Source organism: Acidovorax radicis (assembly GCF_020510705.1).
GTDB lineage: Bacteria > Pseudomonadota > Gammaproteobacteria > Burkholderiales > Burkholderiaceae_C > Acidovorax > Acidovorax radicis_A.
Genome location: NZ_CP075184.1, coordinates 1,823,462 through 1,849,724, shown reverse-complemented (window position 1 = coordinate 1,849,724; position 26,263 = coordinate 1,823,462). Strand labels below are relative to the sequence as shown.

General features: G+C 62.3%; 20 protein-coding genes. 6 read left to right on the top strand and 14 right to left on the bottom strand.

What is annotated here, in order from left to right:
* Nucleotides 1–13: 13 nt before the first annotated feature.
* The 8 genes from rlmN to surE all read right to left on the bottom strand — a co-directional run bounded on the left by rlmN (nucleotide 14) and on the right by surE (nucleotide 7,670).
* The gene (gene rlmN, locus KI609_RS08455) at nucleotides 14–1,126 is read right to left on the bottom strand and encodes a 23S rRNA (adenine(2503)-C(2))-methyltransferase RlmN (protein WP_226449038.1); all 1,113 of its coding nucleotides are present in this window, start codon (nucleotides 1,124–1,126) and stop codon (nucleotides 14–16) included.
* Nucleotides 1,127–1,213: 87 nt separating this feature from the next.
* Complete coding sequence (ndk, locus tag KI609_RS08450) at nucleotides 1,214–1,639, bottom strand: nucleoside-diphosphate kinase (protein ID WP_226449036.1); 426 nt, start codon at nucleotides 1,637–1,639, stop codon at nucleotides 1,214–1,216.
* Nucleotides 1,640–1,729: 90 nt separating this feature from the next.
* The gene (locus KI609_RS08445; protein ID WP_226449034.1) at nucleotides 1,730–3,286 is read right to left on the bottom strand and encodes a pseudouridine synthase; all 1,557 of its coding nucleotides are present in this window, start codon (nucleotides 3,284–3,286) and stop codon (nucleotides 1,730–1,732) included.
* Complete coding sequence (scpB, locus tag KI609_RS08440; protein WP_226449032.1) at nucleotides 3,286–4,017, bottom strand: SMC-Scp complex subunit ScpB; 732 nt, start codon at nucleotides 4,015–4,017, stop codon at nucleotides 3,286–3,288. The genes KI609_RS08445 and scpB overlap by 1 nt, the downstream gene beginning before the upstream one ends.
* 145 nt (nucleotides 4,018–4,162) lie before the next feature.
* On the bottom strand, nucleotides 4,163–5,200 hold the full coding sequence (locus KI609_RS08435; protein ID WP_226450258.1) for an RluA family pseudouridine synthase: 1,038 nt from the start codon (nucleotides 5,198–5,200) through the stop codon (nucleotides 4,163–4,165).
* Between the two features lie 5 nt (nucleotides 5,201–5,205).
* Nucleotides 5,206–6,102 carry a peptidoglycan DD-metalloendopeptidase family protein gene (locus KI609_RS08430; protein WP_226449029.1) on the bottom strand — a complete coding sequence of 299 codons (897 nt, stop codon included), beginning with the start codon at nucleotides 6,100–6,102 and terminating at the stop codon, nucleotides 5,206–5,208.
* A 12-nt stretch (nucleotides 6,103–6,114) separates the two neighbouring features.
* Nucleotides 6,115–6,882, bottom strand: coding sequence for a protein-L-isoaspartate(D-aspartate) O-methyltransferase (locus tag KI609_RS08425; RefSeq protein WP_226449027.1), 768 nt, complete (start codon nucleotides 6,880–6,882; stop codon nucleotides 6,115–6,117).
* Nucleotides 6,882–7,670, bottom strand: a complete 789-nt coding sequence (gene surE, locus KI609_RS08420; protein ID WP_226449025.1) for a 5'/3'-nucleotidase SurE — start codon at nucleotides 7,668–7,670, stop codon at nucleotides 6,882–6,884. Before surE ends, KI609_RS08425 begins: the two co-directional genes overlap by 1 nt.
* A 186-nt stretch (nucleotides 7,671–7,856) precedes the next feature.
* On the opposite strand from surE, the gene KI609_RS08415 reads away from it, so the two are divergent.
* The 3 genes from KI609_RS08415 to KI609_RS08405 all read left to right on the top strand — a co-directional run bounded on the left by KI609_RS08415 (nucleotide 7,857) and on the right by KI609_RS08405 (nucleotide 12,040).
* Nucleotides 7,857–8,831 (top strand): NADPH:quinone oxidoreductase family protein, encoded by a 975-nt coding sequence (locus KI609_RS08415; RefSeq protein WP_226449023.1) that lies wholly within the window; start codon nucleotides 7,857–7,859, stop codon nucleotides 8,829–8,831.
* A 98-nt stretch (nucleotides 8,832–8,929) separates the two neighbouring features.
* Nucleotides 8,930–10,465 (top strand): sensor domain-containing diguanylate cyclase, encoded by a 1,536-nt coding sequence (locus tag KI609_RS08410; protein WP_226449021.1) that lies wholly within the window; start codon nucleotides 8,930–8,932, stop codon nucleotides 10,463–10,465.
* 3 nt (nucleotides 10,466–10,468) lie between these two features.
* Nucleotides 10,469–12,040, top strand: a complete 1,572-nt coding sequence (locus KI609_RS08405) for an alkaline phosphatase D family protein (protein WP_226449019.1) — start codon at nucleotides 10,469–10,471, stop codon at nucleotides 12,038–12,040.
* A gap of 251 nt (nucleotides 12,041–12,291) precedes the next feature.
* Here the strand turns inward: KI609_RS08405 and KI609_RS08400 are convergent, their stop codons facing one another.
* From KI609_RS08400 to KI609_RS08390, 3 genes are read right to left on the bottom strand one after another with little or no spacing between them, the layout of a single operon-like run.
* Nucleotides 12,292–13,938: an acyl-CoA synthetase gene (locus KI609_RS08400; RefSeq protein ID WP_226449017.1), complete on the bottom strand. Its 1,647-nt coding sequence runs from the start codon at nucleotides 13,936–13,938 to the stop codon at nucleotides 12,292–12,294.
* A gap of 50 nt (nucleotides 13,939–13,988) precedes the next feature.
* On the bottom strand, nucleotides 13,989–15,656 hold the full coding sequence (locus KI609_RS08395; protein WP_226449015.1) for a diguanylate cyclase domain-containing protein: 1,668 nt from the start codon (nucleotides 15,654–15,656) through the stop codon (nucleotides 13,989–13,991).
* Between the two features lie 3 nt (nucleotides 15,657–15,659).
* Nucleotides 15,660–16,754: an ABC transporter substrate-binding protein gene (locus KI609_RS08390; RefSeq protein WP_226449003.1), complete on the bottom strand. Its 1,095-nt coding sequence runs from the start codon at nucleotides 16,752–16,754 to the stop codon at nucleotides 15,660–15,662.
* Between the two features lie 56 nt (nucleotides 16,755–16,810).
* On the opposite strand from KI609_RS08390, the gene dnaG reads away from it, so the two are divergent.
* The 3 genes from dnaG (at nucleotide 16,811) to KI609_RS08375 (ending at nucleotide 22,769) form a co-directional block, all read left to right on the top strand.
* Nucleotides 16,811–18,835 carry a DNA primase gene (gene dnaG, locus KI609_RS08385; protein ID WP_226449001.1) on the top strand — a complete coding sequence of 675 codons (2,025 nt, stop codon included), beginning with the start codon at nucleotides 16,811–16,813 and terminating at the stop codon, nucleotides 18,833–18,835.
* A gap of 253 nt (nucleotides 18,836–19,088) precedes the next feature.
* Nucleotides 19,089–21,458 (top strand): RNA polymerase sigma factor RpoD, encoded by a 2,370-nt coding sequence (gene rpoD, locus KI609_RS08380; protein WP_226448999.1) that lies wholly within the window; start codon nucleotides 19,089–19,091, stop codon nucleotides 21,456–21,458.
* Nucleotides 21,459–21,749: 291 nt separating this feature from the next.
* Nucleotides 21,750–22,769 (top strand): Bug family tripartite tricarboxylate transporter substrate binding protein, encoded by a 1,020-nt coding sequence (locus tag KI609_RS08375; protein ID WP_413463421.1) that lies wholly within the window; start codon nucleotides 21,750–21,752, stop codon nucleotides 22,767–22,769.
* A 177-nt stretch (nucleotides 22,770–22,946) separates the two neighbouring features.
* Here the strand turns inward: KI609_RS08375 and KI609_RS08370 are convergent, their stop codons facing one another.
* From KI609_RS08370 to KI609_RS08360, 3 genes are read right to left on the bottom strand one after another with little or no spacing between them, the layout of a single operon-like run.
* Entirely contained in the window at nucleotides 22,947–23,990 is a 1,044-nt protein-coding gene (locus KI609_RS08370; protein ID WP_226448997.1) for a Bug family tripartite tricarboxylate transporter substrate binding protein, read from the bottom strand.
* A gap of 51 nt (nucleotides 23,991–24,041) precedes the next feature.
* Nucleotides 24,042–25,256, bottom strand: a complete 1,215-nt coding sequence (locus tag KI609_RS08365; RefSeq protein ID WP_226448995.1) for a CaiB/BaiF CoA transferase family protein — start codon at nucleotides 25,254–25,256, stop codon at nucleotides 24,042–24,044.
* 23 nt (nucleotides 25,257–25,279) lie between these two features.
* Nucleotides 25,280–26,257 carry a hydroxymethylglutaryl-CoA lyase gene (locus KI609_RS08360; protein ID WP_226448993.1) on the bottom strand — a complete coding sequence of 326 codons (978 nt, stop codon included), beginning with the start codon at nucleotides 26,255–26,257 and terminating at the stop codon, nucleotides 25,280–25,282.
* Nucleotides 26,258–26,263: the final 6 nt, after the last annotated feature.

Here is a 26,263-nt window from a genome sequence, read left to right as displayed (position 1 = left end):
GCCAATTACCTGATCAATTCACCGGTTTGAGCACGATTGTGCGCTGCTTTGCCATCCGCTCCGCAGCCCGGGTACGGTCTTTGACATCACCCGCCAGCTGCCCGCATGCCGCATCAATATCATCCCCGCGGGTCTTACGCACTGTTGTGACAATGCCCGCATCACTCAAAATCTTGGCAAAAGCCAAGACTTGTTTCTGCGTTGATCGCAACAGTCCTGATGCGGGAAACGGGTTGAAGGGAATCAAATTGAATTTGCAGCGAATGCCCGAACGCCTAACCAACTCGATCAGTTGCTGTGCGTGCTCCAGTTGGTCATTGACCCCATCGAGCATGCAGTATTCAAACGTGATGAAGTCCCTGGGCGCATGAGCCAGATAACGCTTACAAGCCTCCAACAACTCGTCTATTGGATACTTGCGGTTAAGCGGCACCAGATTGTCACGCAGCGGATCATTTGGTGCATGCAAAGAAACAGCCAAAGCCACAGGGCAGTCTTGCGCAAGACGGTCGATCATAGGGACTACACCCGATGTCGAAACGGTCACGCGCCGACGTGACAAACCATAGCCATGGTCATCCAGCATCACATGCAACGCTGGAATCAGAGCGGCATAGTTTTGGAGGGGCTCCCCCATTCCCATCATGACCACGTTCGAGATCACGCGATCTTCTGTCTTGAGACGCTGGCGTAGGGTGTGTTCAGCAAACCACAACTGGGCAATGATCTCGCCAGTGGTCAAATTGCGGCTGAAGCCTTGGTGCCCCGTGGAACAAAAGCGGCAACCCACCGCACATCCAGCTTGGGACGAAACACAAAGTGTGCCGCGATCATCTTCCGGGATGAACACCGCTTCAACAGCATTGCCACCGCCTACGTCAAACAACCACTTCACCGTGCCGTCTGAAGACACATGCTCGGAGATGACCGTCAGGGCCTCGACTTTGGCGCAACCTTTGAGCTTGTCACGCAGTGCCTTGGCCAGATCGCTCATTGCATCAAAGTCGCTGGCGCCGCGTTGATGAATCCAGCGAAACAGTTGGGTCGCGCGAAACCGCTTTTCACCCAACTGCTCGCAGAAAGCTGCCAGCCCATCCAAGTCGAACTCAAGCAGATTGGTGCTCATGAATCCGACCTTTCGACGAGCGAAGCGCACTCACCCCCATGACGCAGGCATCCCACGATTGCGGGAACGGGCATGGGGACCGCCATATCAGCGCGAGTAGATGTTCAGGCCAGGGAAGAAGAAGGCAATTTCTGCCTGGGCAGTTTCAGCGGCGTCGGAGCCGTGCACTGCGTTGGCATCGATGCTGTCAGCGAAGTCGGCGCGGATAGTGCCTGCATCTGCCTTCTTGGGGTCCGTGGCACCCATCAGCTCACGGTTCTTCAAAATTGCGTTTTCACCTTCCAGGGCCTGGATCATCACGGGACCGGAGATCATGAAATCCACAAGATCCTTAAAGAAAGGGCGCGCCTTGTGCACAGCGTAGAACTGCTCGGCTTCCAGGCGTGACAGATGCGCCATGCGCGCAGCCACAACCTTAAGCCCCGCCGCTTCAAAGCGTGCGTAGATCTGACCGATGACATTCTTGGCCACTGCGTCAGGCTTGATGATGGAGAGAGTGCGTTCGATAGCCATGTTGATTTTCCTGAATGAATAATGTTGCTGTGATTCGTTTGCCCACCGGACAAAGCCCTCGATTCTAACCGGGGAAGGCCCTTCGCAAGCTTAGCGCCCACCACTGCGCCGAGGGCCACCGCCGCCTGGCCGACGCTTATCCTGGCGTTGCCGCGACAAACTATCCATGCCGATATAGCCCACCGACGTTTTCATCGGATCAGGCTGGGCTGCGCCCCGCTGGCGATCGCCACCTTCGGAATTATTGCCACGTGCACCCTGCCCGGCCCTGGAGCCATCTCGTCGTGGCTGTGGGTTGCGGGGACCACCACCAGGCGCCCCGCCCTGTGACATGTCGCGGCGCGGTCCATCACCCACCCTCGGGCCACTGCGCCCCCTGTTACGCTGATTGCCACCACGGCTTGCAGCTTCGGGGCGGCCATCCGCCGCACCGTCAACGGACTCGGACCGCCCTGCGCCTGCAGCCTGAACGAGTGCTCGAATATCGCCCTCATCGAGCTCCATCCAAGCCCCACGCTTAAGCCCCCTCGGAAGCACCATGGCGCCGTAGCGGATGCGAATCAACCGACTGACTGCATGCCCCACCGATTCGAGCATGCGACGCACTTCGCGGTTACGGCCTTCGGAAATCGTGACCCGATACCAGCAGTTGGATCCCTCGCCACCACCATCTTCGATCGACCCGAACGAGGCCATTCCATCGTCAAGCCGCACACCATCCAATAATTTCTGCTTTTCTTCGTTGCTAAGCGCACCCAATACACGGACTGCATATTCGCGCTCAAGGCCGAAGCGGGGATGCATCAGCTTGTTAGCCAACTCACCAGAGCTGGTGAACAACAGCAGCCCCTCGGTATTCAGGTCCAGCCGCCCCACAGACTGCCACTTGCCCTGGATCAGCCGGGGCAGCTTACGAAAAACAGTGGGCCTGTTTTGTGGATCGTCATGCGTTACGACTTCACCCACGGGCTTGTGGTAGGCGATGACACGCGCGGGCGGGGGATCAATACGGTAACGGATAGGCTTTCCATTGACCTTGACCTGATCTCCAAACTGAATGCGCTGACCAATATGGGCCGGCTCATTGTTCACGGAAATACGCCCTTCAAGAATGAGCTGCTCCATCTCCAGTCGCGAGCCCAGTCCGGCCTGGGCAAGTACTTTGTGCAATTTTGGAGTCTCCACCTGGGGCAACAACACCCGCTTGGAGGACACCGCCTCTGCCGATGCGTCCTCTTCATCGAAACGGCCAGATACCACGTCTTCAAATTGATAACCGTCCACCACCAACGGCACCCTGCCCTTGTCGCGACCCGCAACGTCGGGGCGCGCCTGTCGCGCCCGAGAATCGCCCCGAACCCGTCGCTCGCCTTGCGAGGCCTGGATTCCGGCATCGGAATCATCCACTTGTGCGACCGCAGGTGCAGCCTTCATCACCAGGTCTGTGGCGGAGGGAACTTCGGGCTTCAGCGCTGGAGCATCCACATCCGATGCCGTCGCAACAGCCGCCACAACCATCACGTCGGTAGCAGGTGCCGGCTTCTTACGCGGAGCGCGCTTGGCTGCCGGTTTTTTGGCAATCGCAGGCGTGTCAGCTACATCTGCATCCGGCACTGCGTCCGGATTTTCGAGGGTCGAATCATTCATCAAGTGTTTCCCTGGATACCACCCGGGGTATCACCATGATCGTCACGGAGATTGATCTCCGTGTTCTGAAAAAAATCATTCATAGACTGCAAACGAGCAGGGTCCGAAATGGAACCAGCGGCTTGCGGTGGCTCAGCCACAGGCTCAGCGGCGTCAAACCCCGACTCAATCACACCCTGTGCGACGGCGGCCATGGCCTCTAGCACATTCGCATTGCCCGAGGGATCGTCAAGCACCGGTAATTGATCCAGCGACTGCAGTCCCATATCGTCCAAAAACTGGCGGGTCGTCGCAAACAGCGCAGGACGCCCTACGGCCTCCCTGTGTCCGATAACTTCCACCCAGCCCCGATCTTCCAATTGCTTGATGATCAGGCTATTGACCGTCACCCCCCGAATGTCTTCAATATCACCACGTGTCACTGGCTGGCGATAGGCAATGATGGCCAAAGTCTCCATCGTTGCTCGCGTGTAACGCGGCGGCTTCTCTGGATGCAGCCTGTCGAGATATTCCCGCATTTCTGGACGGCTCTGAAAACGCCAACCCGTCGCCACCTGAACCAACTCCACACCCCGTTGCGCCCAGTCGAATTGCAACTCCAGCAAGAGATTTTTAAGAGTGTCAGAGCCCAGCGCGTCGCTGAACAGCACCCGCAACTCCCGCAACGGCACAGGCTGCGGCGCACAGATCAACGCAGTCTCGAGGACCCTTTTGGCATCCACCGTGTTCATGGTTAAGCGATTCCTGGAAAAGTGCCACGCGTTGCAACGGGTGTCACATCAACAGCAGGGGGCAATAAATAGCTCTGCGCAAGAAAGCTAGAGCAAAGCAAGAGCCCGGCGGGATTCCGTCTTCGGGCTGGGGCCGATAAGGCCGTCAGGGCTCATTGTATCCCAGCCCCCAGGACGACAGTGTTTGCTGCATGTCATCAGGTGCTGGCGAATGAAACTCCAGCGCTTCGCCGCTCATGGGATGCACGAACGCCAACCGATAAGCATGCAAGGCTTGGCGATTCATCACCCCCACCGGGGCACCACCGTACAAAGCGTCCCCGACGAGCGGATGCTTGAGCGATGCCATGTGCACCCGTATCTGATGGGTCCGCCCCGTGTGCAAGGTGCATTGCACCCAGCAGCCCAGTGCAGTGCTATCCATGCACAAAACATCGGTCCGTGCTGCCTTGCCGGCATAAAGGGCCAAGTCCACCACCGCCATTCGAAGCCGGTTGCGTGGATCTCGACCGATGGGGGCACCAACAGAGCGACTCTTGGGGCCAGTCCAGGCACCGTGGGCCAGGGCAAGGTACTGGCGTTTGACCTTGCGCTCTGCGATCAACGCAACCAAAGCATCCATCGTGGCGCGATCCCTTGCGACAACCATCAAGCCACTGGTGTCCTTGTCCAGCCGATGAACAATGCCAGCGCGTGGAACCTGCAACGCCTTTTCATCACGAGCGAGCAAACCATTGAGCAGCGTCCCACTCCAGTTGCCAGGAGCCGGATGCACCACCAAACCTGCAGGCTTGTTCACAATCAGCAGATACGCGTCCTCATACACCACGTCGATGTCCATCGGCTCAGGGCGGAACGCCTGACTCTGCAGCGTGGGCCGCATTTCCAGCACCAAGCGGTCTCCCGCCTTGACGCGTGTAGCGGCTTTGAGAACCGGCTTGTCATTGAGGCTGACCAGCCCCTGCGCCAGCAACTGCTGCAAATAGCTGCGAGAAAACTCGGGAACCAGCTCCACCAGCGCTTTGTCCAGCCTGGCGGAGTGTTGATCCGCCCCCACCTGCATGGGGCGCAGTTCACTGCCCGAGTCAACCAGCGCCTCCGACTCATCAGCAAGCAGATCATCACCCGCACCGGAGGGCAGGCCGGCGCTACCGGACTCGACCTCCGTCGGGATTGCCAACATCGTGTTCAACGCACCGGCAAATAGCGCGAAGGATCAACGGGCTTACCCTGCCGGCGAATCTCGAAATGCAGCTTGACGCGATCGGCATCGGTATTACCCATCTCCGCGATCTTTTGCCCCTTGCGCACAGCCTGATCTTCCTTGACCAGCAGGGTCTGGTTGTGCGCGTAAGCCGTCAAGAATGTGTTGTTGTGCTTGAGGATGACCAGATTGCCATAACCGCGCAGACCAGCACCGGCATAAACCACCCGCCCCTCAGCGGCTGCAAGCACCGGCTCACCCGCCTTGCCAGCAATGTCGTAGCCCTTATTCCGAGCTTCATCAAACCCTGCGATCAACGAACCCGATGCAGGCCAGATAAACGCCATATCGTCTTCGCCAGCGGGGGCTGGGGCTGGCGCGGGTGTTGCCGGAGCCACGGCAACTACCGTGCTTGATGCAGCCGGGGCCGCAGGCTTTGGAGTGCTGGCTGGTGCGATAGGCGCCAGCGCAGAAGAAGTGACGGGTCGGGTCACCACACCAGTGTCCGAAGCCACAGCCTGGGAAGGAGCCAAAGGCTGTGCAACACGCAGTACTTGCCCGACCTCGATGAGGTTGGCATTTTCGAGATTGTTCCAGCGGGCAATGTCTTTCCAGCTTTGGCCAGACTCGAGCCCGATGCGAATCAGGGTATCTCCGGGCTTGACCGTGTAGTAACCGGGCTTGCCAGCATTCTCTGCGCCAGGCAAAGGCTTGATAGCCGCGCCTACTACCCCCCCGGGCTGGGCTGCAGGCGCTGACGCCGATGCAGAGGTGCCACGGTCTTCCACAGGAGCCTTGCTCATGCGGGTTCCGCAACCGGAGAGCATCAGCCCCGCCACTGCCACGGTAAATCCCACCACAAGACCACGCGATACGAACATAAGCAATTCCCTTCAGGCAATCCCTGATTTTAGAGGGACAAAATGAACCGGCTCGAGCACGTTTTGTTTCAATCCGTGCGGAGTTTTGTCTATCACAAGCAACATCTGCTGCCCACCGGACAATGCCATGGGCGCCACCAGCCTGCCACCAACAGCCAATTGATCGCACCAAGCCTGGGGTACGGCATCGCCTCCTGCGGCGGCAATGATCGCTGCATAGGGCGCGCCTTTGGCGTATCCCAGCATCCCGTCTCCAAACAGAAGATGGACATTGGCAAGCCTGAAAGGCCGCAGGTTGTCACGCGCCTTGTCGTGCAGGCCGCGTAATCGCTCAAGGGTGTAGACCTCCCGGGCCAGCAGGCTCAGAACGGCGGCCTGATAACCGCAACCTGTTCCAATTTCGAGAACACGACCCAATCCGCCAGTGCGGGCAATTTCCGCGCCCAGTAACAATTCGCACATACGTGCCACAACGTTGGGCTTGGAGATGGTCTGCCCCAGACCGATGGGAAGACTGGTGTCTTCATAAGCCTGATTGGCCAGGGCGCTGTCCACAAATCGATGGCGCTCCACGGACCCCATTGCGTGCAAGACCATGGCGGAATCAATGCCAGACGCCACCAGCTTTTGCACCATGCGGGCCCGGACCGCCGATGAATCAAGCCCCACACCGGTAGGCACCGCAGCATACTGGCGTGCAGCCGACGGCTGAGGCGCCGGTTTTGCGGGGGCACTGCCAGCCCCCGGCATCCTGGCCGGGAATCCGGGGCGGCGCTGCATCACACGCCAGGAGCGATCACCGCCCCTGCAGCCCATCGAGACGCCGCTTGGGCCCAATGGCCCAGATTGTCGTGGTCGGTCAAATCCACCTTGAGCGGAGTGATCGATACATGGCCCTGCGCCGTGGCGTAAAAATCCGTCCCTTCGGCCTCGTCTTTGGCCGCTCCAGCGCTCCCAATCCAGTACATCGCTTCACCCCGGGGGCTTTCCTGCACGATGACGCGCTCCGCAGCATGGCGCCGCCCCAGGCGGCACCACTTGATGGGCCGCAAGGCATCCAGCGGCATGTTGGGGATATTCACATTGAGCAGCCACGGCGGCTCACCCACCAGGTTTTGCGCACGCATCTGCGCCACGATCTCGCGCGCCTTTGCGGCTGCGGCTTCCAGTTCCCCCCAGCCCTTGTCCACTTGAGAAAAGGCGATGGCGGGAACGCCAAAAAGATAGCCCTCCATGGCCGCACCCACCGTGCCCGAATAAATGGTGTCGTCTCCCATATTGGCACCGTTGTTGATGCCCGACACCACCAGGTCAGGTCGATAACCCAACAAACCGGTAAGTGCAATGTGCACACAGTCTGCCGGTGTTCCGTTGACATAGCGAAAACCGTTGAAGGCCTTGTGAACGGACAGCGGGGAATGCAATGTCAGCGCATTCGATTTGGCACTGTTGTTGTGCTCGGGGGCAACCACTTCCACCTCGACCCCGTCGAGGGATTGGAGCGCATCATACAAAGCCACGATGCCGGGAGCTTGGTAGCCGTCGTCGTTGGAAATCAGAATCTTCATGGGTTGCCGTATGGGTTGCAACCGATTGTAGGTGGGGCATGGCGCCACCGCCTTATCGGTCATCAAACACACACGGGCTTTTTCTGTCCGGCACAGCCGATCACCCGTCGCTCGTGGGACATCCCGGCTCTCGAAGGCACACCTATCATGCAGCCCATCTTTGACAGAACAACCTGGAGACACCCCATGCACGCTTGGCTCTGTACCACCCCCACCGGCGTTGACGCACTGGCCTGGACCGAACTGCCCACGCCCACGCCCAAAGCGGGCGAGGTCCTCATCGAGATCAAGGCGGCTAGCCTCAACTTCCCCGATCTGCTGATCGTGCAGAACAAATACCAGATGAAGCCGCCACTGCCCTTTGTGCCGGGCTCTGAATATGCAGGGGTCGTGGCCGCAGTGGGGGAAGGCGTCACGCACCTCAAGGTCGGGCAGAACGTGGCCTGTCTTTCGGGCACCGGGGGCTTTGGCACCCACACCATTGCACCAGCCGCGTTGTGCATGCCATTGCCTGACGGTTTTTCGCATGTGGATGCGGCCGCCTTCATTATGATTTACGCCACCTCGCACCACGCGCTGGTCGATCGCGGACAACTCAAGGCCGGCGAGACGGTGCTCGTGCTGGGTGCCGCAGGCGGCGTGGGCACGGCCGCCATTCAGATCGCCAAGGCGATGGGCGCGCGGGTGATCGCGGCAGCCTCCAGTGACGAGAAATGCGCGCTGTGCACCACCATTGGTGCAGACGCCACCATCAACTACAGCAAGGAGAACTTGCGCGACGCCATCAAGGCCCTGACCGATGGCAAAGGACCGGACGTCATCTACGACCCCGTAGGCGGCGACTTCGCGGAACCGGCCTTTCGCTCCATCGCATGGCGCGGTCGTTACCTGGTGGTGGGTTTTGCTGCGGGCCCCATCCCTGCCCTGCCGTTCAATCTGGCGCTGCTCAAGGGCGCGTCGATTGTGGGCGTGTTCTGGGGGGATTTTGCCAAACGTGAACCCAAGGCCAACGCGGCCATGATGGGCGAGCTAGCACAGTGGTATGCGCAAGGCAAAATCAAACCGGTGATCGACCACACCATGCCCATGGCCGAGTTGCCCGCAGCGTATGCCCACATGGGCTCACGCGGGGTCATGGGCAAACTCGTGATGGTGAACTGACCCGGTCGGCCCCAACGGGAGGGTGGCCCGTGACGCCTGTATGTGCGCCGTTGCTGTGTCACACTCTGCCCTCTCAGCCCCATGCACTGGTGCCCTAAATGGCCGACCGACCCCCTTCCGAGATTGCGCGCGAGACATTCAAACAACTGGCAGCGCGCCGACTGTCCCCCACGCCCGACAACTACCTCGCGCTTTACGAGGAAATCGCGGGCGTTCGAAGCCCGCAGCCCTTCCCGGAAGGGCCGCTGAGCAGCATCCTGCGGGTCTTGCCTGGCCAGACGCCAGCCCAAAAGCGGCTGCTGACCCAGTTTGAGCGGGCCATCATCACCAAGGACTGGACGTCGCTGCAAAGTGTGATGGTGGGTTACGCGAACCTGGGACTCAATCCGGCCGCCGCCTCCTCCCCCGTTGAAATAGTCACCGCAACGTCAGCGCTGAGCGAACTGCCGCCAGACCTGGCTGAAACAATCGCCCGGCTGATAGACAACACCTTGCCCGCACTGGGCGATGATGACGCCAGGGTGATTGGCCTGGGCCAGCAGCTCGTGACCTTTCTGCGCGAACCAGCCCCGTCGGTCGCGGACACCCAGACCCTGCTGGGCAATTTCACATACCGCCTGTCGTTTGCCAGTGAAGACCAGTCCGCCATACGCGCGCTGCTATTGGAACTGCTGCACATGGTGTTCGAGAACATCGCCGTCTTGAGCGTGGACGATCGCTGGCTGCAAGGCCAGGCCGAAGCCTTGATGACGGCCGCCACACCGCCACTGACGCTCCGACGTCTGGATGACGTGCAGCGGCGGCTCAAGGATGTGATCTTCAAACAGACGGAAGCGAAGGCCCGTGCGCTTGAAGCCCAAGAGCAGATGAAGGACATGCTGGCAACTTTCATCGAGCGTTTGGCAAAAATCACGGCGTCCAGCACCACCTACCAAGGCACGATGGAACGATGTGCCGACCTGATAGGCAAGGCAAACACACTGCAAGACATCGCTCCTGTGCTGCAAGAGGTGATGAGCGCAACACGCGCCATGGCCCTGGACAGCCGCATGACACACGATGAGCTGCAGGATCTGCGCGAACGCACCGAAGCCAAACGGGCCGAGGTCATCCATTTGCAAGAGGAACTCGACCGCGCCAGCGCCCAGGCGCGCCATGACTTGCTGACGGGGTCACTCAACCGCAAGGGCCTTGACGAAGCGATGGAACGCGAGATCGCCCGGGCGCGGCGACTGGGTTCGCCACTGTGCGTCGCATTGCTCGACGTGGACAACTTCAAGTCACTCAACGACCGCCTCGGCCACGCTGGCGGCGATGCCGCCCTGGTTCACCTGACGCAGGTCACGCGCGAAGTCATGCGGCCACAGGACCTGCTCGCACGCTACGGCGGCGAAGAATTCGTGATTGTTTTGCCAGACACGGCCGCAGAAAGCGGCGTGGCAGCCATGACCCGGCTGCAGCGTGAGCTGACCACGCGTTTCTTTTTGCAGGGGGCCGAAAAGGTGCTCATCACCTTCAGCGCCGGTGTGGCCCAGCTCAACGGCTCAGAGAGCAGTGCCGACGCGATTGGCCGCGCCGACCAAGCCATGTATCTGGCCAAGCGCTCCGGCAAAAACCGCGTGGTGGCCGCCTGAACCATGCATCCGCTCGCACGCCGCGCGTTCCTTGAGAAAGCGGCTTGGGCAGCCACCGCTACCAGCCTGCCCCGCTGGGCCTGGAGCAACCCGCCGGCCCTTGCCACCAACCCCTTCGCCCTCGGCATCGCCAGCGGCGATCCCACCCCTGACGGGGTGGTGCTCTGGACCCGCCTTTTGCCCACCGGGCCCGCAGCCGCGCAGTCTGCACTGACGGTGCATTGGGAGCTGGCCGACGATGCCGGCTTTCGCCAGATCGTGCAGCGCGGCCAGGTGCAGGCGCTGCCCGAATGGGGTCACAGCATCCATGTGGAACTTCAGGGCCTCAAGCCCGACCGCTGGTACCACTACCGCTTTCAGACAGGGGGGGCCACCAGTGCCGCTGGCCGCACCCGCACGGCGCCGGCCTTGGGGGATCTGCCCGCACGGCTGCGCGTGGCTTTTGCATCGTGCCAGCGGTGGGAGCATGGTCACTATGCCGCCTGGAGCCACGTCGTGGCCGACGCGCCAGACCTGGTGCTGTTTCTGGGCGACTATATCTACGAATACGCTAGCCCCAAAGAGACAACGGGCCTCGCCCGCGTGCACACCCTGCGTGCTGCGCAGGCACTGGCCGACTACCGCGACCGCTATGCGCTGCACAAAAGCGACCCGCTGCTGCAGGCCGCCCATGCCGCCTGCCCCTGGAGCACCACGTGGGACGACCATGAGGTACAAAACGACTACGCAGGCGAATTAGGGCGCGATGGCGACGCCGCAGCGTTCACGGCCATGCGCCTGGCCGGATGGCAGGCGTTTTATGAACACATGCCCCTGCGCGCCGCCAGCCTGGCGCGGGGCATCGGTGCGCTGCAGGTCTACCGCAGCCTGGCCTGGGGCCGCCTGGCGCAACTGCATTTGCTGGATGCGCGCCAGTTTCGCCAATGGCAGGCTTGCCGCAAACCGGGCAGCAGCGGCGCCAGCGGTGTGCAGCCTGACGACTGCCCCGCCCTGGCCGACCCCACACGCACCCTGCTGGGCGCCGCCCAGGAGCACTGGCTCAACCAGCGCCTGGCCGAAGGCGCCGCTTCTTTGGGCGGGGCCGCCCCCCACTGGAGCGTGATCGCACAACAAACCCTGTTTTCGCCGCGCCATTACCCCTCGGGCAAACGCAGCACCGACACCTGGGACGGCTACCCCGCCGCACGGGGCCGGCTGTTGCAATCGCTACAGCGTCACCCGCAGCGCAACACCGTGCTGTTGGGCGGGGACATCCACCAGAACTATGTGTGCAAGGTGCTCGCAGACCCGGAGCGCGCCAGCGCCCCCGTGATCGCCAGCGAGTTCTGCGGCACATCCATTTCATCGCGCTCAGGCACTTCACAAGACAAGGTGGATGCCATCGTTCGGCACAACCCCCATGTGCTGCTGGCGCGCTGCGATGAGCGCGGCTACGGCCTCGCCGACATCACCCCGCAGCGCTGGACCACCACACTGCGCGCCGTTGACGACCCGCTGCGAGCGGACAGCGGCGCCCATACGCTGGCGCGTTTTGTGGTCGAGGATGGCGCACCCGGCCCCCGGCGGGACCTGTAGAACGGGGCCCCGGGCCGCATGGACGCATGGCCACCATGAGCGCAACGGCATGCCGCATTTGCTATGTTTTATATAGCTACTATCGCTTAATACATAAGCGCTATAGGCCAAAAATACCTAAAACACGAATCACCACCAACGGCCACGCCCCACCCCCAAGCGGCCGCCAGCGCAGCGACCCAGGCCCGTTGGAAGCAATGCATTCACGGGTCCTATGCTGGTGGTAGCCGATGAAATCGCCGGAGCCAGCATCAGACGTTGATCGCAGCTGCAGAACCCGCCTGCTTGCGCAGCTCGAACTTCTGGATCTTGCCCGTGCTGGTCTTGGGCAGTTCGCCAAACACCACGGCGCGCGGCACCTTGAAGCCCGCCAGATGCTTCTTGCAGTGGGCCACGATGTCTTCAGGTGTCGCGGTGGCACCGGCTTTGAGCTCGACAAAGGCGCAAGGCGTTTCACCCCATTTCGCATCGGGTTTGGCCACCACGGCGGCGGCCAGCACGTCGGGGTGGCGATAGAGCACGTCTTCGACCTCGATGGACGAGATGTTCTCGCCGCCCGAGATGATGATGTCCTTGCTGCGGTCCTTGATCTTGATGTAGCCGTCAGGGTACTGCACGGCCAGGTCGCCGCTGTGGAACCAGCCGCCCGCAAAGGCCTCGTCGGTGGCCTTGGGGTTCTTCAGGTAGCCCTTCATGGCGATGTTGCCCTTGAACATGATCTCGCCCATGGTTTCGCCGTCCTGCGGCACGGGCAGCATCGTCTCGGGGTCCAGCACGCGCACATCGCGCTGCAGGTGGTAGCGCACGCCCTGGCGGGCGTTGAGGCGGGCGCGCTCGCCAATGTCCAGGGCATCCCAGGCCTCGCGCTTGGCGCACACGGTGGCGGGGCCGTACACCTCAGTCAGGCCGTACACATGGGTCAGATCGAAGCCCATCTTTTCCATGCCTTCGATCATCGAGGCCGGTGGCGCCGCGCCCGCCACCATGGCCTTGACGCCTGCGGGCACACCCGCCTTCATCGCATCGGGCGCGTTGACCAGCAGGCCGTGCACGATGGGCGCGCCGCAGTAGTGTGTGACGCCGTGGTGGCGAATGGCGTCGAAGATGGCCTGCGCGTCCACGCGGCGCAGGCACACGTTGACGCCGGCGCGCGCCGCGATGGTCCACGGAAAGCACCAGCCGTTGCAGTGGAACATGGGCAAGGTCCACAGGTAGACCGCGTGCTTGGGCATGTCCCACTCCAGCACGTTGCTGATGGCGTTGGTGGCCGCGCCCCGGTGGTGGTAGACCACGCCCTTGGGGTTGCCGGTGGTGCCGCTGGTGTAGTTGAGCGCAATCGCATCCCACTCGTCGGCGGGCAGGCTCCAGGCAAAGGCCGCGTCGCCACTGGCCACAAAGGCCTCGTAGTCGGTGCCGCCCAGGCTTTGCACGGCGGGACCGTAAAGCGCGTCCTGCACCTCAATCACGCGCAGGGGGGTGGTGGCGGTGCGCAGGGCCAGCGCCTTGGCCATGGTGCCGCTGAATTCCGGGTCCACGATCACGGCCTTGGCCTCACCGTGGTCGAGCATGAAGGCAATGGCTTCAGGGTCCAGCCGGGTGTTGAGGGTGTTGAGCACCGCGCCCGCCATGGGCACGCCAAAGTGCGCCTCCACCATCGGAGGCGTGTTGGGCAGCATCACAGCCACGGTGTCGTTTTTGCCGATGCCAGCCTTGGTCAGTGCGCTGGCCAGCTGGCGGCAGCGCGCGTAGGTCTGCGCCCAGGTCTGGCGCAGCGCGCCGTGCACGATGGCCAGGCGGTCGGGGTAGACCTCGGCGGTGCGCTCGATGAACGACAGGGGCGACAGGGCGGCAAAGTTGGCTTCGTTACGGGACAGGTGCTGGTCAAAAATAGAAGGCATGGCTCGTCTCATGAAGGTGGATCGGACACAGCCTACCGCCCCAGGCTGACTCAAACCCTTCGTCGGTGGCTCTGTTTGACACGGTACATGGCCGCGTCAGCGCTGGCTAGCAATGCGTGCGCATCGGCGGCGTCGCGCGGGAACAGGCTCACGCCAATGCTGGCGCGCACGGAGAACGACTGACCGTCGACCACCAGGGGTTGCGCAAAGGCCCGCTCCAACTTGGCGACCACAAGCAGCGCCCCGGCATCGGAATCCACGTTTTCACACAACACGGTGAACTCGTCTCCCGCCAGTCGCGCCACGGTGTCGATCTGCCGCACCGCCGCCACAATGGTCTGCGCCACGGCCCGCAGCACGAGGTCGCCCATGGCATGGCCCTGCGCATCGTTAATGGCCTTGAAGTCATCCAGATCCACAAACAGCAGTGCACAGCCGCATCCGCTGCGCCGCACGCGCTCCAGTTCTCGTTCGAGGATCTGTTCAAACATGCGACGGTTGGACAGACCGGTCAGTGTGTCGTGGTGGGCCAGGTGGGCCATGGCGTCATGGCTGGCATTGAGCTGCCTGATCTGGCGGCTGATCTGCTGCTCCATGTCATGAAAACTGCGGGCCAGCTCGCCCATTTCATCGGTGCGGTGCACGGGCAGTTCGCCATGGGGCTGCCCCTGCGAAAAGGCTTTGGCGGCAACCACCATGGCCTGAATCGGCTGGGTGACAACACGCGACACCCAGGTGGCCAGCACCACCCCAACGGCACCCAACAGCAACAGGATTTTGAGAATACTGCGCCCAAGGTCGCCCACCTCACCCTGCACCGCAGCCAAAGGCTGTGAAAGGCCCACCACCATGAAGCGCCCCTCCGTTGGACGTCCGTAAGGCATGCGCACAAAAGAAAATACGCGGGCTTCCTCATCGTCTGTGCCCGGCTGGCCCAGCACCACCTCGGATGTGCTTCCATCAATCAGCGTTGCCACCGGCGCAAACGCGTCTTGAATAAGAATGCGCTGCCCCCGGTCAAATCCGAAGGTCTGCGACGAATCGGGGTGCATCAGAAAATCGCCCCACCGGTTGCTCAGAAAAAATCCGTACGGTGTTGGCAAGGCGCTGTTGAAGTTCTGCAAAAACGCTTGCGCCGCCACGCGCACCACCACGACACCGTGCACCTGCCCACCCCGCAGCACGGGTGACGCCATGCTGAACACCGGAAGGGCCTGTTCATCTACCCCGTTCTCGTGGTTGATGCCGAAGTCAGAGATGTAGACCTCTCCCGGGCGCAGAGCGAGCGCCTCAAAGACAAAAGGAACATGGGACTTTTCCTGCAGCGCCTCTTCGGAGGCTCGCACCAAGGCATTTCCCACGCGGTCGACGCGCACCAGCTCCAACCCGTGGTTTTGCGCGCCGATGAAGCGGATCTGCAGATAACTGGGATGAGCGGCCAGGTTGGCCCTGAACACTTCGGCCAGCCGCCCGAGATCGCTGTCGGCGCCCGCCACGCTGGCGAGAAACGTGGTGTCCCGCGCCACCGTGCCAAATCCCGACTGCATGTGGCGGGCCAGCACCTGGGTGGTGGCCAGCAGTGAGCGCTCAGACCGCGCCTGGAGACGGTCGCTGCTGGAGTCAAATGCGTAGTAGGCCGCGAGCGTGGCCGCAAAAACACTGAACGACGCCAGCAAGACACCCAGTCGCAGTGCAATGCCCCATTTCATCCGGCTCATGCGTCAGAACCTGTCCGGGCGGTCGCCCGAAATAATGCGCTGCCACAGCTGGGCCCGCCGGGCTTCGTCTTCCACGGGCTCCAGCCAGAGGATAGGGCCCGCCAGTGCATCGCCCGAGAGCGCCAGTGGCTCGTCCAGCGTGTTGGCCAAGCCTTGGCGCCTAGTCAACTGGCGGCTCACGGCAGGATCAAGCATGAAGTCGATCCACTGAACCGCCAGCGCCGCTTGGGTCGAGCGCCGGGTCATGGCCCAGCAATCAAGCCAGGCCAAAGCCCCCTCCCGCGGCACGACATAGCCCACATTCAGCCCTGCATCTCGCAATTGTTTGAGTTGCTGCTGGCCATAGTTGGCATGCATCACCGCCACATGGTGGGTACGAAACAGCTCCAGCGATTCTTCCGGCAAGCTGTAGAAAGCGCGCACATTGCGGCGCAACGCCACCAGGTCTTTCGCAAGCAGGCTGAACTGGCTGCCATCCACGTGAAACGGCGGCAAACCACGGCGCTGGGCGGCCAGAGAAAACGCGTGGCTGCTGCTGTCAAACGCCAACACCCTGCCTTGCCAACGCGGGTCCCAGAGCACGGCAATCGATTGAGGCGGCGCGCTGAACTGTTGGCGGTCGTAGATCAGCCCCATTTCGGAATACGTGTAAGGGATGGCATACACATCCGCGCCGCGGGTGATGCCCACAATCGATTGCAACCGGCGAAAACGCGGTAGCTGGCGTGTAGTGTTGGGAATGTCGTTCACCGGCAGGGGTGCCAACAACCCTTGATGCACCATGCGGGAGATTTCTGCCGTATTGGCCGCCACCACGTCAAACCCCGGGCCATCGGCGCGGGCAAGCAGCGCGCGCAGTACCTCGTCAGACGCGACCGTGGTCACCGCGACCTTCACGCCATATCGTTTTTCGAATACGGCCACAATATCGGGGTCGGCATAGCCAGGCCATGCAAGCACCCGCAAAACAGTCGCAGCCCGCGCTGCACAAGGGGCCAGCACAATGCTTAACACGATGACCGCCAGCGTTACCGTGGCACAACGCAGCATTCGCTGCGCAAAAGCACCTGCCGTCAGTGGCCACGCCTGTTCCGCCATGCTGAACGCCTATATTGCAATATTTAGTAACAACATTTTAGTCGGACAACAGGCCAGTGACGATCCCTCAGTCTTTCATTCAGGAACTGCTTTCGCGTGTCGATGTGGTCGACATCGTGGGCCGCTACGTTCCGTTAAAGAAAGGCGGAGCCAACTTCATGGGTTTGTGCCCTTTCCATGGGGAAAAGTCGCCGTCCTTCAGCGTCAGCCCTTCCAAACAGTTCTATCACTGCTTTGGTTGCGGCAAAAATGGCAATGCCATCGGTTTTCTCATGGACCACGCGGGCATGGGGTTTGTGGAAGCCGTTGAAGACTTGGCCCAGCAGGTGGGCCTGCAAGTGCCCGATGACGACATTTCTACCCAGGAAAAAGAGCGCGCCGCTGCGGCCCGCCAGCGCCAGGCCACTCTGACGGATGTGCTTGAAAAGGCAGCCGATGCCTACAGGCGCCAGTTGCGCGAGTCACACCGCGCTATCGGGTATTTCAAAGGCCGTGGCGTATCGGGTGCCGTGGCCAAGCGTTATGGCCTGGGCTATGCGCCGGAAGGCTGGCGCAGCCTGGCCAGCGTGTTCCCGCAATACGACGATCCGCTGCTGGAAGAAAGCGGTCTGGTCATCGTGAGCGATGAAGACGGAGGCAAACGCTACGACCGCTTCAGAGACCGGGTGATGTTCCCCATCCGCAACGTCAAGGGGGAATGCATCGGATTTGGCGGTCGCGTGCTGGGCGACGACAAGCCCAAATATCTGAACTCGCCAGAAACCCCGGTGTTCCACAAGGGTCGCGAGCTGTATGGCCTGTTTGAGGCACGCACGGCGATCCGCGAACAGGGCTACGCGCTGGTGACCGAAGGTTATATGGATGTGGTGGCCCTTGCGCAACTGGGCTTCCCCAACGCCGTGGCCACACTGGGCACAGCCTGCACGCCAGAACATGTGCAAAAGCTGCTGCGTTTTACTGAATCGGTCGCGTTCAGCTTTGATGGCGACTCGGCCGGCCGCCGCGCTGCGCGCAAAGCCCTCGACGGCGCGCTGCCACACGCCACCGACACCCGCAGCATCAAGTTTCTGTTTCTACCACCCGAGCACGACCCCGACACCTTCATCCGGGCGCACGGCACGGAGGCGTTCGCCCGGCACGTGGCTGAAGCCGTACCGCTGAGCCGGTTCTTGATCGAGGCCGCCAGCGACGGCTGTGATATGGGCACAGCGGAAGGCCGCGCCCACATGGCCAGCAACGCCCGCCCCTTGTGGACAGCCTTGCCAGATGGCTTCCTGAAACGGCAGTTGCTGGGTGAACTGGCCGACCTGACCCAACTCAAAGCGCAGGATCTGTCTGAACTGTGGGAACCCACCCCCCACAAAGGCCAGCAGCGCATGCCGGGGGCAGGAACATCAACCAGCCCCCCCTCTCACACACGGCACGCATCGGCCGGGCATCCAGACGACGTGCCAGCTTGGGATGCGCCCCACGAGGCGGACCCGTGGCACAGCCACGCAGAACCTGCCAACAATGCATACAACAGTGGTTACAGCAAACCGCCCTTTCGCAAAGGCGCAGGCGACTGGAAAAGCGGCAACAGCTGGAAGAAGCGGGACAAGGACGCCCCCTGGCCGCCGCAGCCCCGTCTGCCGCGCACCCCCACCGCCAGCCGCATCGACCATGCGGCACGTTTGCTGCTGTCGCACATGGCTTTTCTGGAAGAGCTGACACAGGACGACCACACCACCCTGTGTGCCCAGCCAGCGCCCCACGGCCCGCTGTTCAGCTGGCTCGAAGCGCAGTTTCACGAACACGGCCCATTGGCGTGGGCCGTGCTGCGCGAGAGCCTGCGCGAAAACGAATGCGAAGCCCTGGCCGTGAAGGTCATGACCGGCTCGCACGCGCAGACGGAAGGCGATTTGCAGGAGCTGCGGCTCGAACTGCGCGATTTGCTCAACCGCATGCAGATCGAAGATATCAAGGAGCAGCAAAAACTGCTGGTCCTGCAGGTGGCGCAGGACCCTACGGCCCTGGAGCGCTACCGTGCGCTGGAGCAAAAGCGCAGCGCTTTACAGAGCGGCCCCGCTGCGGCGACTTGAAATCCGTCGCGACGGTATAATGTAGGGTTAGTTAGCGGCAAGAGCGACAGCAGCACCTCCGAGCCGGGCCACCGTGACAAACGCGCACAACCGCCCAATCATCGCAAGGACTGCACTCCAAATGATCGCCCAGACATCTTGCCCCTGAGGACCTTGTCCTCGAGCGCAAAGCCCAGGCTTTGCGTTGCCACCCGCGCCGGGATCTGTGGCGCTTGCGTTTTCTTTGTGTCCGTTTTTGATTTTGAGGTTCACCATGCCTGCTCAAAAGTCCGCGAAGCTGCCCAAGACTGCTCCAGACATCGCCGCCAAGGCTGTCACCAAAACCGCTGCCAAAGCAACGGCCAGCGCTGCGTCCCCTAAGACCGCAGCCGCAGCCCCTGCAAAGGCCGCCAAGAAAGAAGTCAAAACTGTGTCCGCAAAAAGTACTGCAGAGCTGATCAAAGCCGCCGACGAATTGTTAAAGAAAAAGCCCGCCCGCGCCAAAGCGGCTGCGGCGGCCGGCGACGATACGGAAACGCTCAAAAAACGCCCCGGCCGCCCCGCCAAAGCCGCTGGTGCCGCCGAAACAACGGCCCCAGCCAAGCGTGGCCGCAAGCCCAAGGCAGCGGAAGATGGTGACGATGCCGATCTGTCCGACATCGAGTCCGATCTGGAAGGCGAAGTCGAAGAGACCACCGAAACCGCGGCCACGGTCGAGAAGGTCAAGCCGCTGCGCATGAAGATCAGCAAGGCCAAGGAACGCGCCTTGATGAAGGAATTCGGCCTGGACGAGACCGTCCTGTCCGAAGAAGACATGGCCAAGCGCCGTGCGCGCCTGAAGGCCCTGATCAAGCTGGGCAAGACCCGTGGCTACCTCACGCACGTGGAAATCAACGACCACTTGCCCGACAAGCTGGTCGATGCCGAAACCCTCGAAGCCGTCATCACCACGCTGAACGACCTGGGCGTGGCGGTGTACGAGCAAACGCCCGATGCCGAAGCGCTGATCATCACGGACAACGCCCCCGCTGGCGCCACCGAGGAAGAAGCCGAAGAAGCCGCTGAAGCCGCCCTGTCCACCGTGGACTCGGAATTCGGCCGCACCACCGACCCTGTACGCATGTACATGCGCGAAATGGGCACCGTGGAGCTGCTGACCCGCGAAGGCGAAATCGAAATCGCCAAGCGCATCGAAGGCGGCCTGATGGCCATGATGGAGGCGATCAGCGCATCGCCCGCCACCATTGCCGAAATCCTGAACATGGGCGAAGAGATCCGCGAAGGCAAGGTCGTCATCTCGACCATCGTGGACGGCTTCTCCAACCCGAATGAGGCCGACGACTACGTGGCCGAAGAAGACTTCGACGAGTTCGACGAAGCCGACGACGACGACGGCAAGGGCGGCTCCAAGGCGCTGACCAAGAAGCTCGAAGAACTCAAGAAGCAGGCGCTGGAGCGTTTTGACAAGCTGCGCGAGCTGTTCGAGAAAGTGCACAAGATCTATGACAAGGAAGGCTACGGCACACCGGCCTACATGAAAGCCCAGGCCGCCTTGTCTGAAGAGCTGATGACCATCCGCTTTACCGCCAAGACCATCGAGAAGCTGTGCGACATGGTGCGCGGCCAGGTGGACGATGTGCGCAAGAAGGAGCGTGAACTGCGCCGCATCATCGTGGACAAGTGCGGCATGCCCCAAGAGACGTTCATCAAGGACTTCCCGCCCAACCTGCTGAACCTGCAGTGGGTCGAGAAGCAGGCCGCCGCCGGCAAGCCTTGGTCAGCCATCATGGCGCGCAACATTCCGCCCGTGCAGGACCTGCAGCAAAAGCTGATGGATCTGCAGTCGCGGGTCGTAGTGCCGCTGCCTGAGCTCAAGGGTATCAACAAACGCATGAACGAAGGTGAATCCACCTCGCGCGATGCCAAGAAGGAAATGATCGAGGCCAACCTGCGCCTCGTGATCTCCATCGCCAAGAAGTACACGAACCGTGGCCTGCAGTTCCTGGACCTGATCCAGGAAGGCAACATCGGCCTGATGAAGGCGGTGGACAAGTTCGAATACCGCCGTGGCTACAAGTTCTCGACCTACGCCACCTGGTGGATTCGCCAGGCCATCACCCGCTCGATCGCCGATCAGGCCCGCACCATCCGTATCCCGGTGCACATGATCGAGACGATCAACAAGATGAACCGCATCAGCCGCCAGCACTTGCAAGAGTTTGGTTTTGAGCCCGATGCGTCCATCCTGGCGGCCAAGATGGAAATCCCCGAGGACAAGATCCGCAAGATCATGAAGATCGCCAAGGAGCCGATCTCCATGGAAACGCCCATCGGGGACGACGACGACAGCCACCTGGGCGACTTCATCGAGGACGGTGCCAACACCGCGCCTATCGAAGCCGCCATGCAAGCCGGCTTGCGCGACGTGGTCAAGGACATCCTCGATGGACTGACCCCCCGCGAAGCCAAGGTGCTGCGCATGCGCTTTGGTATCGAAATGACCAGCGACCACACGCTCGAAGAAGTGGGCAAGCAGTTCGACGTGACCCGCGAGCGCATTCGCCAGATAGAAGCCAAGGCGCTGCGCAAGCTCAAGCACCCCTCGCGCTCGGACAAGCTGCGCAGCTTCATCGATTCGCTGTAAACGCACCCAGTTCGCTGGAGCGCTCTGCGCCACACCCGCCCTGCCCCGCTCACGCGGCGCGGGGCTTTTTTACGGGCGTGGCTCTAAAAATAAGTGTTTACCCTAGCGCTTTAGACAGCAGATTGACAGCTTGGGCCGCGACTATTACTCATTCATTGTTTGCTCGCTTGTATGCACTTGCATGCGCTTGAACACGATGATGTGGCGAAAGAAGTGCCCTGCAGCACACGCCCACAGGCTCCATGTAGAGTGGCCAACGTCCACATCCACCATGTTCAACGGAGAAACCCCATGACAGAAATCAATCGCCGCAAAGCACTTGCGCAGGCAGCCATTTCCGCAACGGCCATGATGGTCATGGGGCCGTCGGCGTGGGCACAAGCCAATTCGGCGGCAGCTCGGCCCGCAGCCCCCAAAGCGCCCAAACTGGCCGCCACGCTGCGTATCGTCATTCCAGCCAATCCCGGAGGTGGCTGGGACCAGACAGGCCGCGCGCTGGGCGCCGCGCTCACCGCGGTGAGCGCGGCAGACCAGGTGGTGTATGAAAACATCGGTGGCAAGGGCGGCACCATCGGACTCGCCAAGTACGCCGAAAAATATGGCAATGACGCCAACACGCTATTGATGGGCGGCATGGTGATGGTCGGGGCCGTTGCGCTGCAAAAACCCGCCGTGGACATGACCCACATTCAGCCGATTGCGCGCCTGACCAGCGACTATCTTGTGGCAGCCGTTGCAGCGAACTCTCCCATCAAAACCACCAAGAACCTCACGGACGCCATGCGTTCCGACCTGAAAGCCGTGCCCGTGGCAGGTGGCTCAGCGGGCGGTGTGGACCACATTTTCGCGGGGGTTTTGGCAAGGGCCGCCAAGGCCAATCCAGAAAACCTCGTTTACAAGCCCTTCCCCGGCGGCGCCGAAGTGGTGGAAGCTCTCGTATCGGGCAATGCAGCCATGGGCCTATCGGGTTACAGCGAGTTCAGCGATGCGATTGCAGCGGGCAAGCTCCGGACCGTTGGCGTGTCATCTCGCCACAGCGCGTTCGGCGTGCCGTCCTTCCGCGAGCAAGGGCTTGATGCTGTCATGGCCAACTGGCGCGGCGTATTTACAGGCAAGGGCGTGCCGGCCGGGCGCACTGCGGAGATGCTGACAGCCGTAGAGGCTGCGACCAACAATGAGGCTTGGCTGCGGACCCTCAAGCAAAACAAATGGGACCCCTCGTGGCTCACCGGCAAGGATTTGACGGAATTCCTGGAGCTAGACCTCACCACAGCGCGTGTAATGGTGTATTTGCTCAAGCTGAAGGCCTGAGAAGCCATGCATCAAAACAACACGCTTGTGAAGAAAACACCGGTTTTGATCAACCGGAGAGGCATGCACGGCCCGCTCCCCCGTTGGGGTCACCAGCGTATCAAGCGACGGCCCCACGCCCTGGCCGGTTGACTGATTGATTGAAGGTGCGGTGCCGCGCGGGCAGATACCCGCGCTTCAATCGATCTTCAACCCAGACTGTTTGACGAGTTTGGCCATGCGCGCTACCTCGGTACGAAAGAAGGCCGTGGTGGCGTCGGGTGTGGTGGCTTGTAGCTGGTAGCCCTGCGCCAGCAAAGCATCACGTGCTTCCGGCACGGTAAGGGCCGTGCGTACCGCCTGGTAAACACGGTCCACCTCGGCTTTGGGCAGACCTGCGGGGCCCACGACGGCCACCCAACCATCCAGTGCGTACTGCGACAGCCCTTGCTCGGCAATCGTCGGCACATCGGGCAGCAATGCCGAGCGTGTGGAGGACGACACGCCAATGGCCCTCAAAGTCCCCGTCTTCACATAGGGAGCCGCCACCGCCACCGCGATGAACGCCATCTGGATCTGCCCGCCCAGTACATCCGCCGTCAGCGGGCCCATGCCCCGGTAGGGAATGTGCTTGATATCCACCTGCGCCTCGTGCACAAACATTTCGGCGGCAAGGTGGAGGATGGTTCCGTTGCCCGACGAGCCGTAGTTCAATGCCCCAGGCTGTGCCTTGGCCAGCGCAATAAGTTCGCGCACATTCCTGGCCGTCACGGACGGGTGCGCCACCAGCACGAACGGTGTCGCGCCAATCACCGTGATCGGGGTAATGTCGTCCACCGCGTCATACGGGATGTTCTTGAAAACGCTGGGGTTCACCACGTGGTTGTTGGACACGATACCCAGCACCGAACCATCCTTGGGCGCCTTGACGATCATCGACGTGCCGGTGATGCCTCCTGCCCCAGGGAAGTTCTCCACCACCAACGGGCGTCCCAGCGCCTTGCCCAGACTGGGGCTCAGCGCACGTGTCAGTCCATCCACACCCGAACCGGCACTCACGGGCAGGATCATGCGCAGCGGACGATCGGCGGCTTGCGCCCAAACACCGGACGGCAGCACCACGCCAGTGGCGAAGATGGCCAGAGCCGCAAGCGCGTGGCGCCGGTGGAGCGCAGGCGGTGGCAATGGCAATGGCAATGGCAATGGCGTCAGGTTGGTTTCAAGGAAGGTCCCATTGTGCATGGCGGTTGACTCCGTTGTTGTATTCAGTTCGGGCCAGGTGGGGCTGCACCGTCAGGCCACGGCGTGTTTTGCCTGCAGGGCCCCTATCTGTTCGAGGGTGTAGCCCAGCTCCTGCATCAAGGCGGCAGTGTGCTGACCCCGCACGGGGGGCTGCAACCGCACACCCAGGCGCTGGCCATCCATACAAAGCGGCAGCAGCGTGGTACGGGCAGTCTGCCCCGCACGCTCGCCATCGGGCAACGTGATGTCAGCGAGACCACCGGTTGCGTTGAGGTGCGGGTCGTCCAGCAGTTGCTCGGGCCGCGAGATAGGGGCGAACGGCAAACCATGTTTTTCAAAAATGGCGGCCAATTCAGCGGCACTGTGGGCAGCCAGGCGCTGGCGCAGGTCAGGCATCAGCGTGGCACGGGCGCGCACACGGTCGTTGTTGGTAGCTAGCTGCGGATGGACCTTGAGGTCGTCAAAGCCCATCGCATCACAGAAGGTGATCCACTGGGCATCACTGACTGCCGCGAGGAATATCTGTTCGCCGTCTTTCACGCTGAACACGTCGTACAGCGCCCACGATGAAATACGGTCCGGCATGGGCGCCGCCGGCTTGCCCGTCACGGCGTACTGCATCATGTGCTGACCGACCAGGAACACGTTGTTCTCGAACAGGGCCGAGTCCACCTCTTGCCCACGCCCGGTGATGCCGCGCTGCATCAGCGCCGCCATGGCACCGATGGCACCGAACATGCCACCCATGATGTCGTTCACGCTGCTGCCCGCGCGCAGCGGGTCGCCAGGGCGGCCGGTCATGTAGGCCAGGCCGCCCATCATCTGCACCACCTCATCCAGCGCCGTGCGGTGCTCGTAGGGGCCGGGCAAGAAGCCGGTGTGGTTGACGTAGATGAGGCGCGGGTTGAGCTGGCTCAGCGCGGCGTAGTCCAGGCCATATTTGGTCATCACGCCGGGCTTGAAGTTTTGCGCCACCACGTCGGCCGATGCGGCCAGCTTGCGCGCCACCGACAGGCCCTCGGGGCTGCGCAGGTCGAGCGCAATGCTCTTCTTGTTGCGGTTGAACATGGGAAAGAACCCCGCGCCCGCGCCCAGCAGGTGGCGCGTGCGGTCGCCGTCCACGGGCTCGACCTTGATGACCTCGGCGCCCAGGTCGGCCAGCACCATGCCGCAGGTGGGGCCCATGACCATGTGGGTGAACTCCACCACGCGCAGACCTTCCAGCGGCAGGCGGGGGGACGAGGGAGAGGCGGATGTGTCGTGCATGTTCAGAGCGTTCAGAAAAAGGTTCAGGCCGTTGCGGCTTCGCGCAGCGCGGCGGGTGCGGCATTCTGCGGCAGCCCCGCCTGCCACAGCGTGCCATGCAGGGTCTCGCCCGCCAGCCATCCGGCCACGCGCTGGCGCAGCGCGAGCAGCGCGGTCACATCAACGCCAGTGGCAACGCCCATGCGCTCCAGCATGAACACCAGGTCTTCGGTGGTGACATTGCCGCTGGCGCCCGGTGCATGCGGGCAGCCACCAATGCCGGCCAGGCAGGCGTCAAAACGCGTGATGCCCGCCTGCCAGGCGGCAACCACATTGGCCAGGCCCATGCCACGCGTGTCGTGGAAGTGCGCGCAGGCCAGGCGGTCACCCACCAGCGCGCGGGCCTTGCCAAACAGGCGGGCGACCGAGGTCGGATCGGCATAACCGACGGTGTCGGCCAGGCTCACGCGGTCGGCGCCCGCATTGAGCAGCGCTTGCATCAGGCGCAGCACTTCGCTCTCGGCCACCTCGCCCTGCAGGGTGCAACCAAAGGCCGTGCCCACGCCGCCTTCGATCAGCGTGCGGCTGCCGCTGGCATCGCGCAGCGCGCGGATGCGCGCCACCTCGGCCACCACCTCGTCGGGGGTCTTGCGCAGGTTGGCCAGGCTGTGGGCATGGCTGGCGGACAGGGGCACGATCATCAGGTCGGCACCCTGCTCCAGCGCGCGCTCTGCGCCTTTGATGTTGGGCACCAGCACCGAGGCGCAGAGGCCGGGCAGCGTTTTGGCATGGGCCAGCACCTCGGCCGTGTCGGCCAGCTGGGGCAGCAGGCGGGCGGGCACAAAGGAGCCCACCTCGATCTCGCGCTGGCCAGCGGCGTAGGCAGCGTTGATCCATTCGATCTTGTGCGCGGTGGACACCACCGTGGCGATGCTTTGCAGGCCGTCGCGCAGGCCGACTTCGCGGACGGTGGCGCGAGCCACCGGGGGCTGCAGGTCGGACGGGATCGGGGAGGTGTGCACGGGATG

Bases quoted from the DNA above. Each gene is read 5' to 3' on its own strand.
- rlmN (WP_226449038.1), bottom strand. From the start codon at position 1,126: ATGAGCACCAATCTGCTTGAGTTCGACTTGGATGGGCTGGCAGCTTTC.
- ndk (WP_226449036.1), bottom strand. From the start codon at position 1,639: ATGGCTATCGAACGCACTCTCTCCATCATCAAGCCTGACGCAGTGGCC.
- KI609_RS08445 (WP_226449034.1), bottom strand. From the start codon at position 3,286: ATGAATGATTCGACCCTCGAAAATCCGGACGCAGTGCCGGATGCAGAT.
- scpB (WP_226449032.1), bottom strand. From the start codon at position 4,017: ATGAACACGGTGGATGCCAAAAGGGTCCTCGAGACTGCGTTGATCTGT.
- KI609_RS08435 (WP_226450258.1), bottom strand. From the start codon at position 5,200: ATGTTGGCAATCCCGACGGAGGTCGAGTCCGGTAGCGCCGGCCTGCCC.
- KI609_RS08430 (WP_226449029.1), bottom strand. From the start codon at position 6,102: ATGTTCGTATCGCGTGGTCTTGTGGTGGGATTTACCGTGGCAGTGGCG.
- KI609_RS08425 (WP_226449027.1), bottom strand. From the start codon at position 6,882: ATGCAGCGCCGCCCCGGATTCCCGGCCAGGATGCCGGGGGCTGGCAGT.
- surE (WP_226449025.1), bottom strand. From the start codon at position 7,670: ATGAAGATTCTGATTTCCAACGACGACGGCTACCAAGCTCCCGGCATC.
- KI609_RS08415 (WP_226449023.1), top strand. From the start codon at position 7,857: ATGCACGCTTGGCTCTGTACCACCCCCACCGGCGTTGACGCACTGGCC.
- KI609_RS08410 (WP_226449021.1), top strand. From the start codon at position 8,930: ATGGCCGACCGACCCCCTTCCGAGATTGCGCGCGAGACATTCAAACAA.
- KI609_RS08405 (WP_226449019.1), top strand. From the start codon at position 10,469: ATGCATCCGCTCGCACGCCGCGCGTTCCTTGAGAAAGCGGCTTGGGCA.
- KI609_RS08400 (WP_226449017.1), bottom strand. From the start codon at position 13,938: ATGCCTTCTATTTTTGACCAGCACCTGTCCCGTAACGAAGCCAACTTT.
- KI609_RS08395 (WP_226449015.1), bottom strand. From the start codon at position 15,656: ATGAGCCGGATGAAATGGGGCATTGCACTGCGACTGGGTGTCTTGCTG.
- KI609_RS08390 (WP_226449003.1), bottom strand. From the start codon at position 16,754: ATGGCGGAACAGGCGTGGCCACTGACGGCAGGTGCTTTTGCGCAGCGA.
- rpoD (WP_226448999.1), top strand. From the start codon at position 19,089: ATGCCTGCTCAAAAGTCCGCGAAGCTGCCCAAGACTGCTCCAGACATC.
- KI609_RS08375 (WP_413463421.1), top strand. From the start codon at position 21,750: ATGACAGAAATCAATCGCCGCAAAGCACTTGCGCAGGCAGCCATTTCC.
- KI609_RS08370 (WP_226448997.1), bottom strand. From the start codon at position 23,990: ATGCACAATGGGACCTTCCTTGAAACCAACCTGACGCCATTGCCATTG.
- KI609_RS08365 (WP_226448995.1), bottom strand. From the start codon at position 25,256: ATGCACGACACATCCGCCTCTCCCTCGTCCCCCCGCCTGCCGCTGGAA.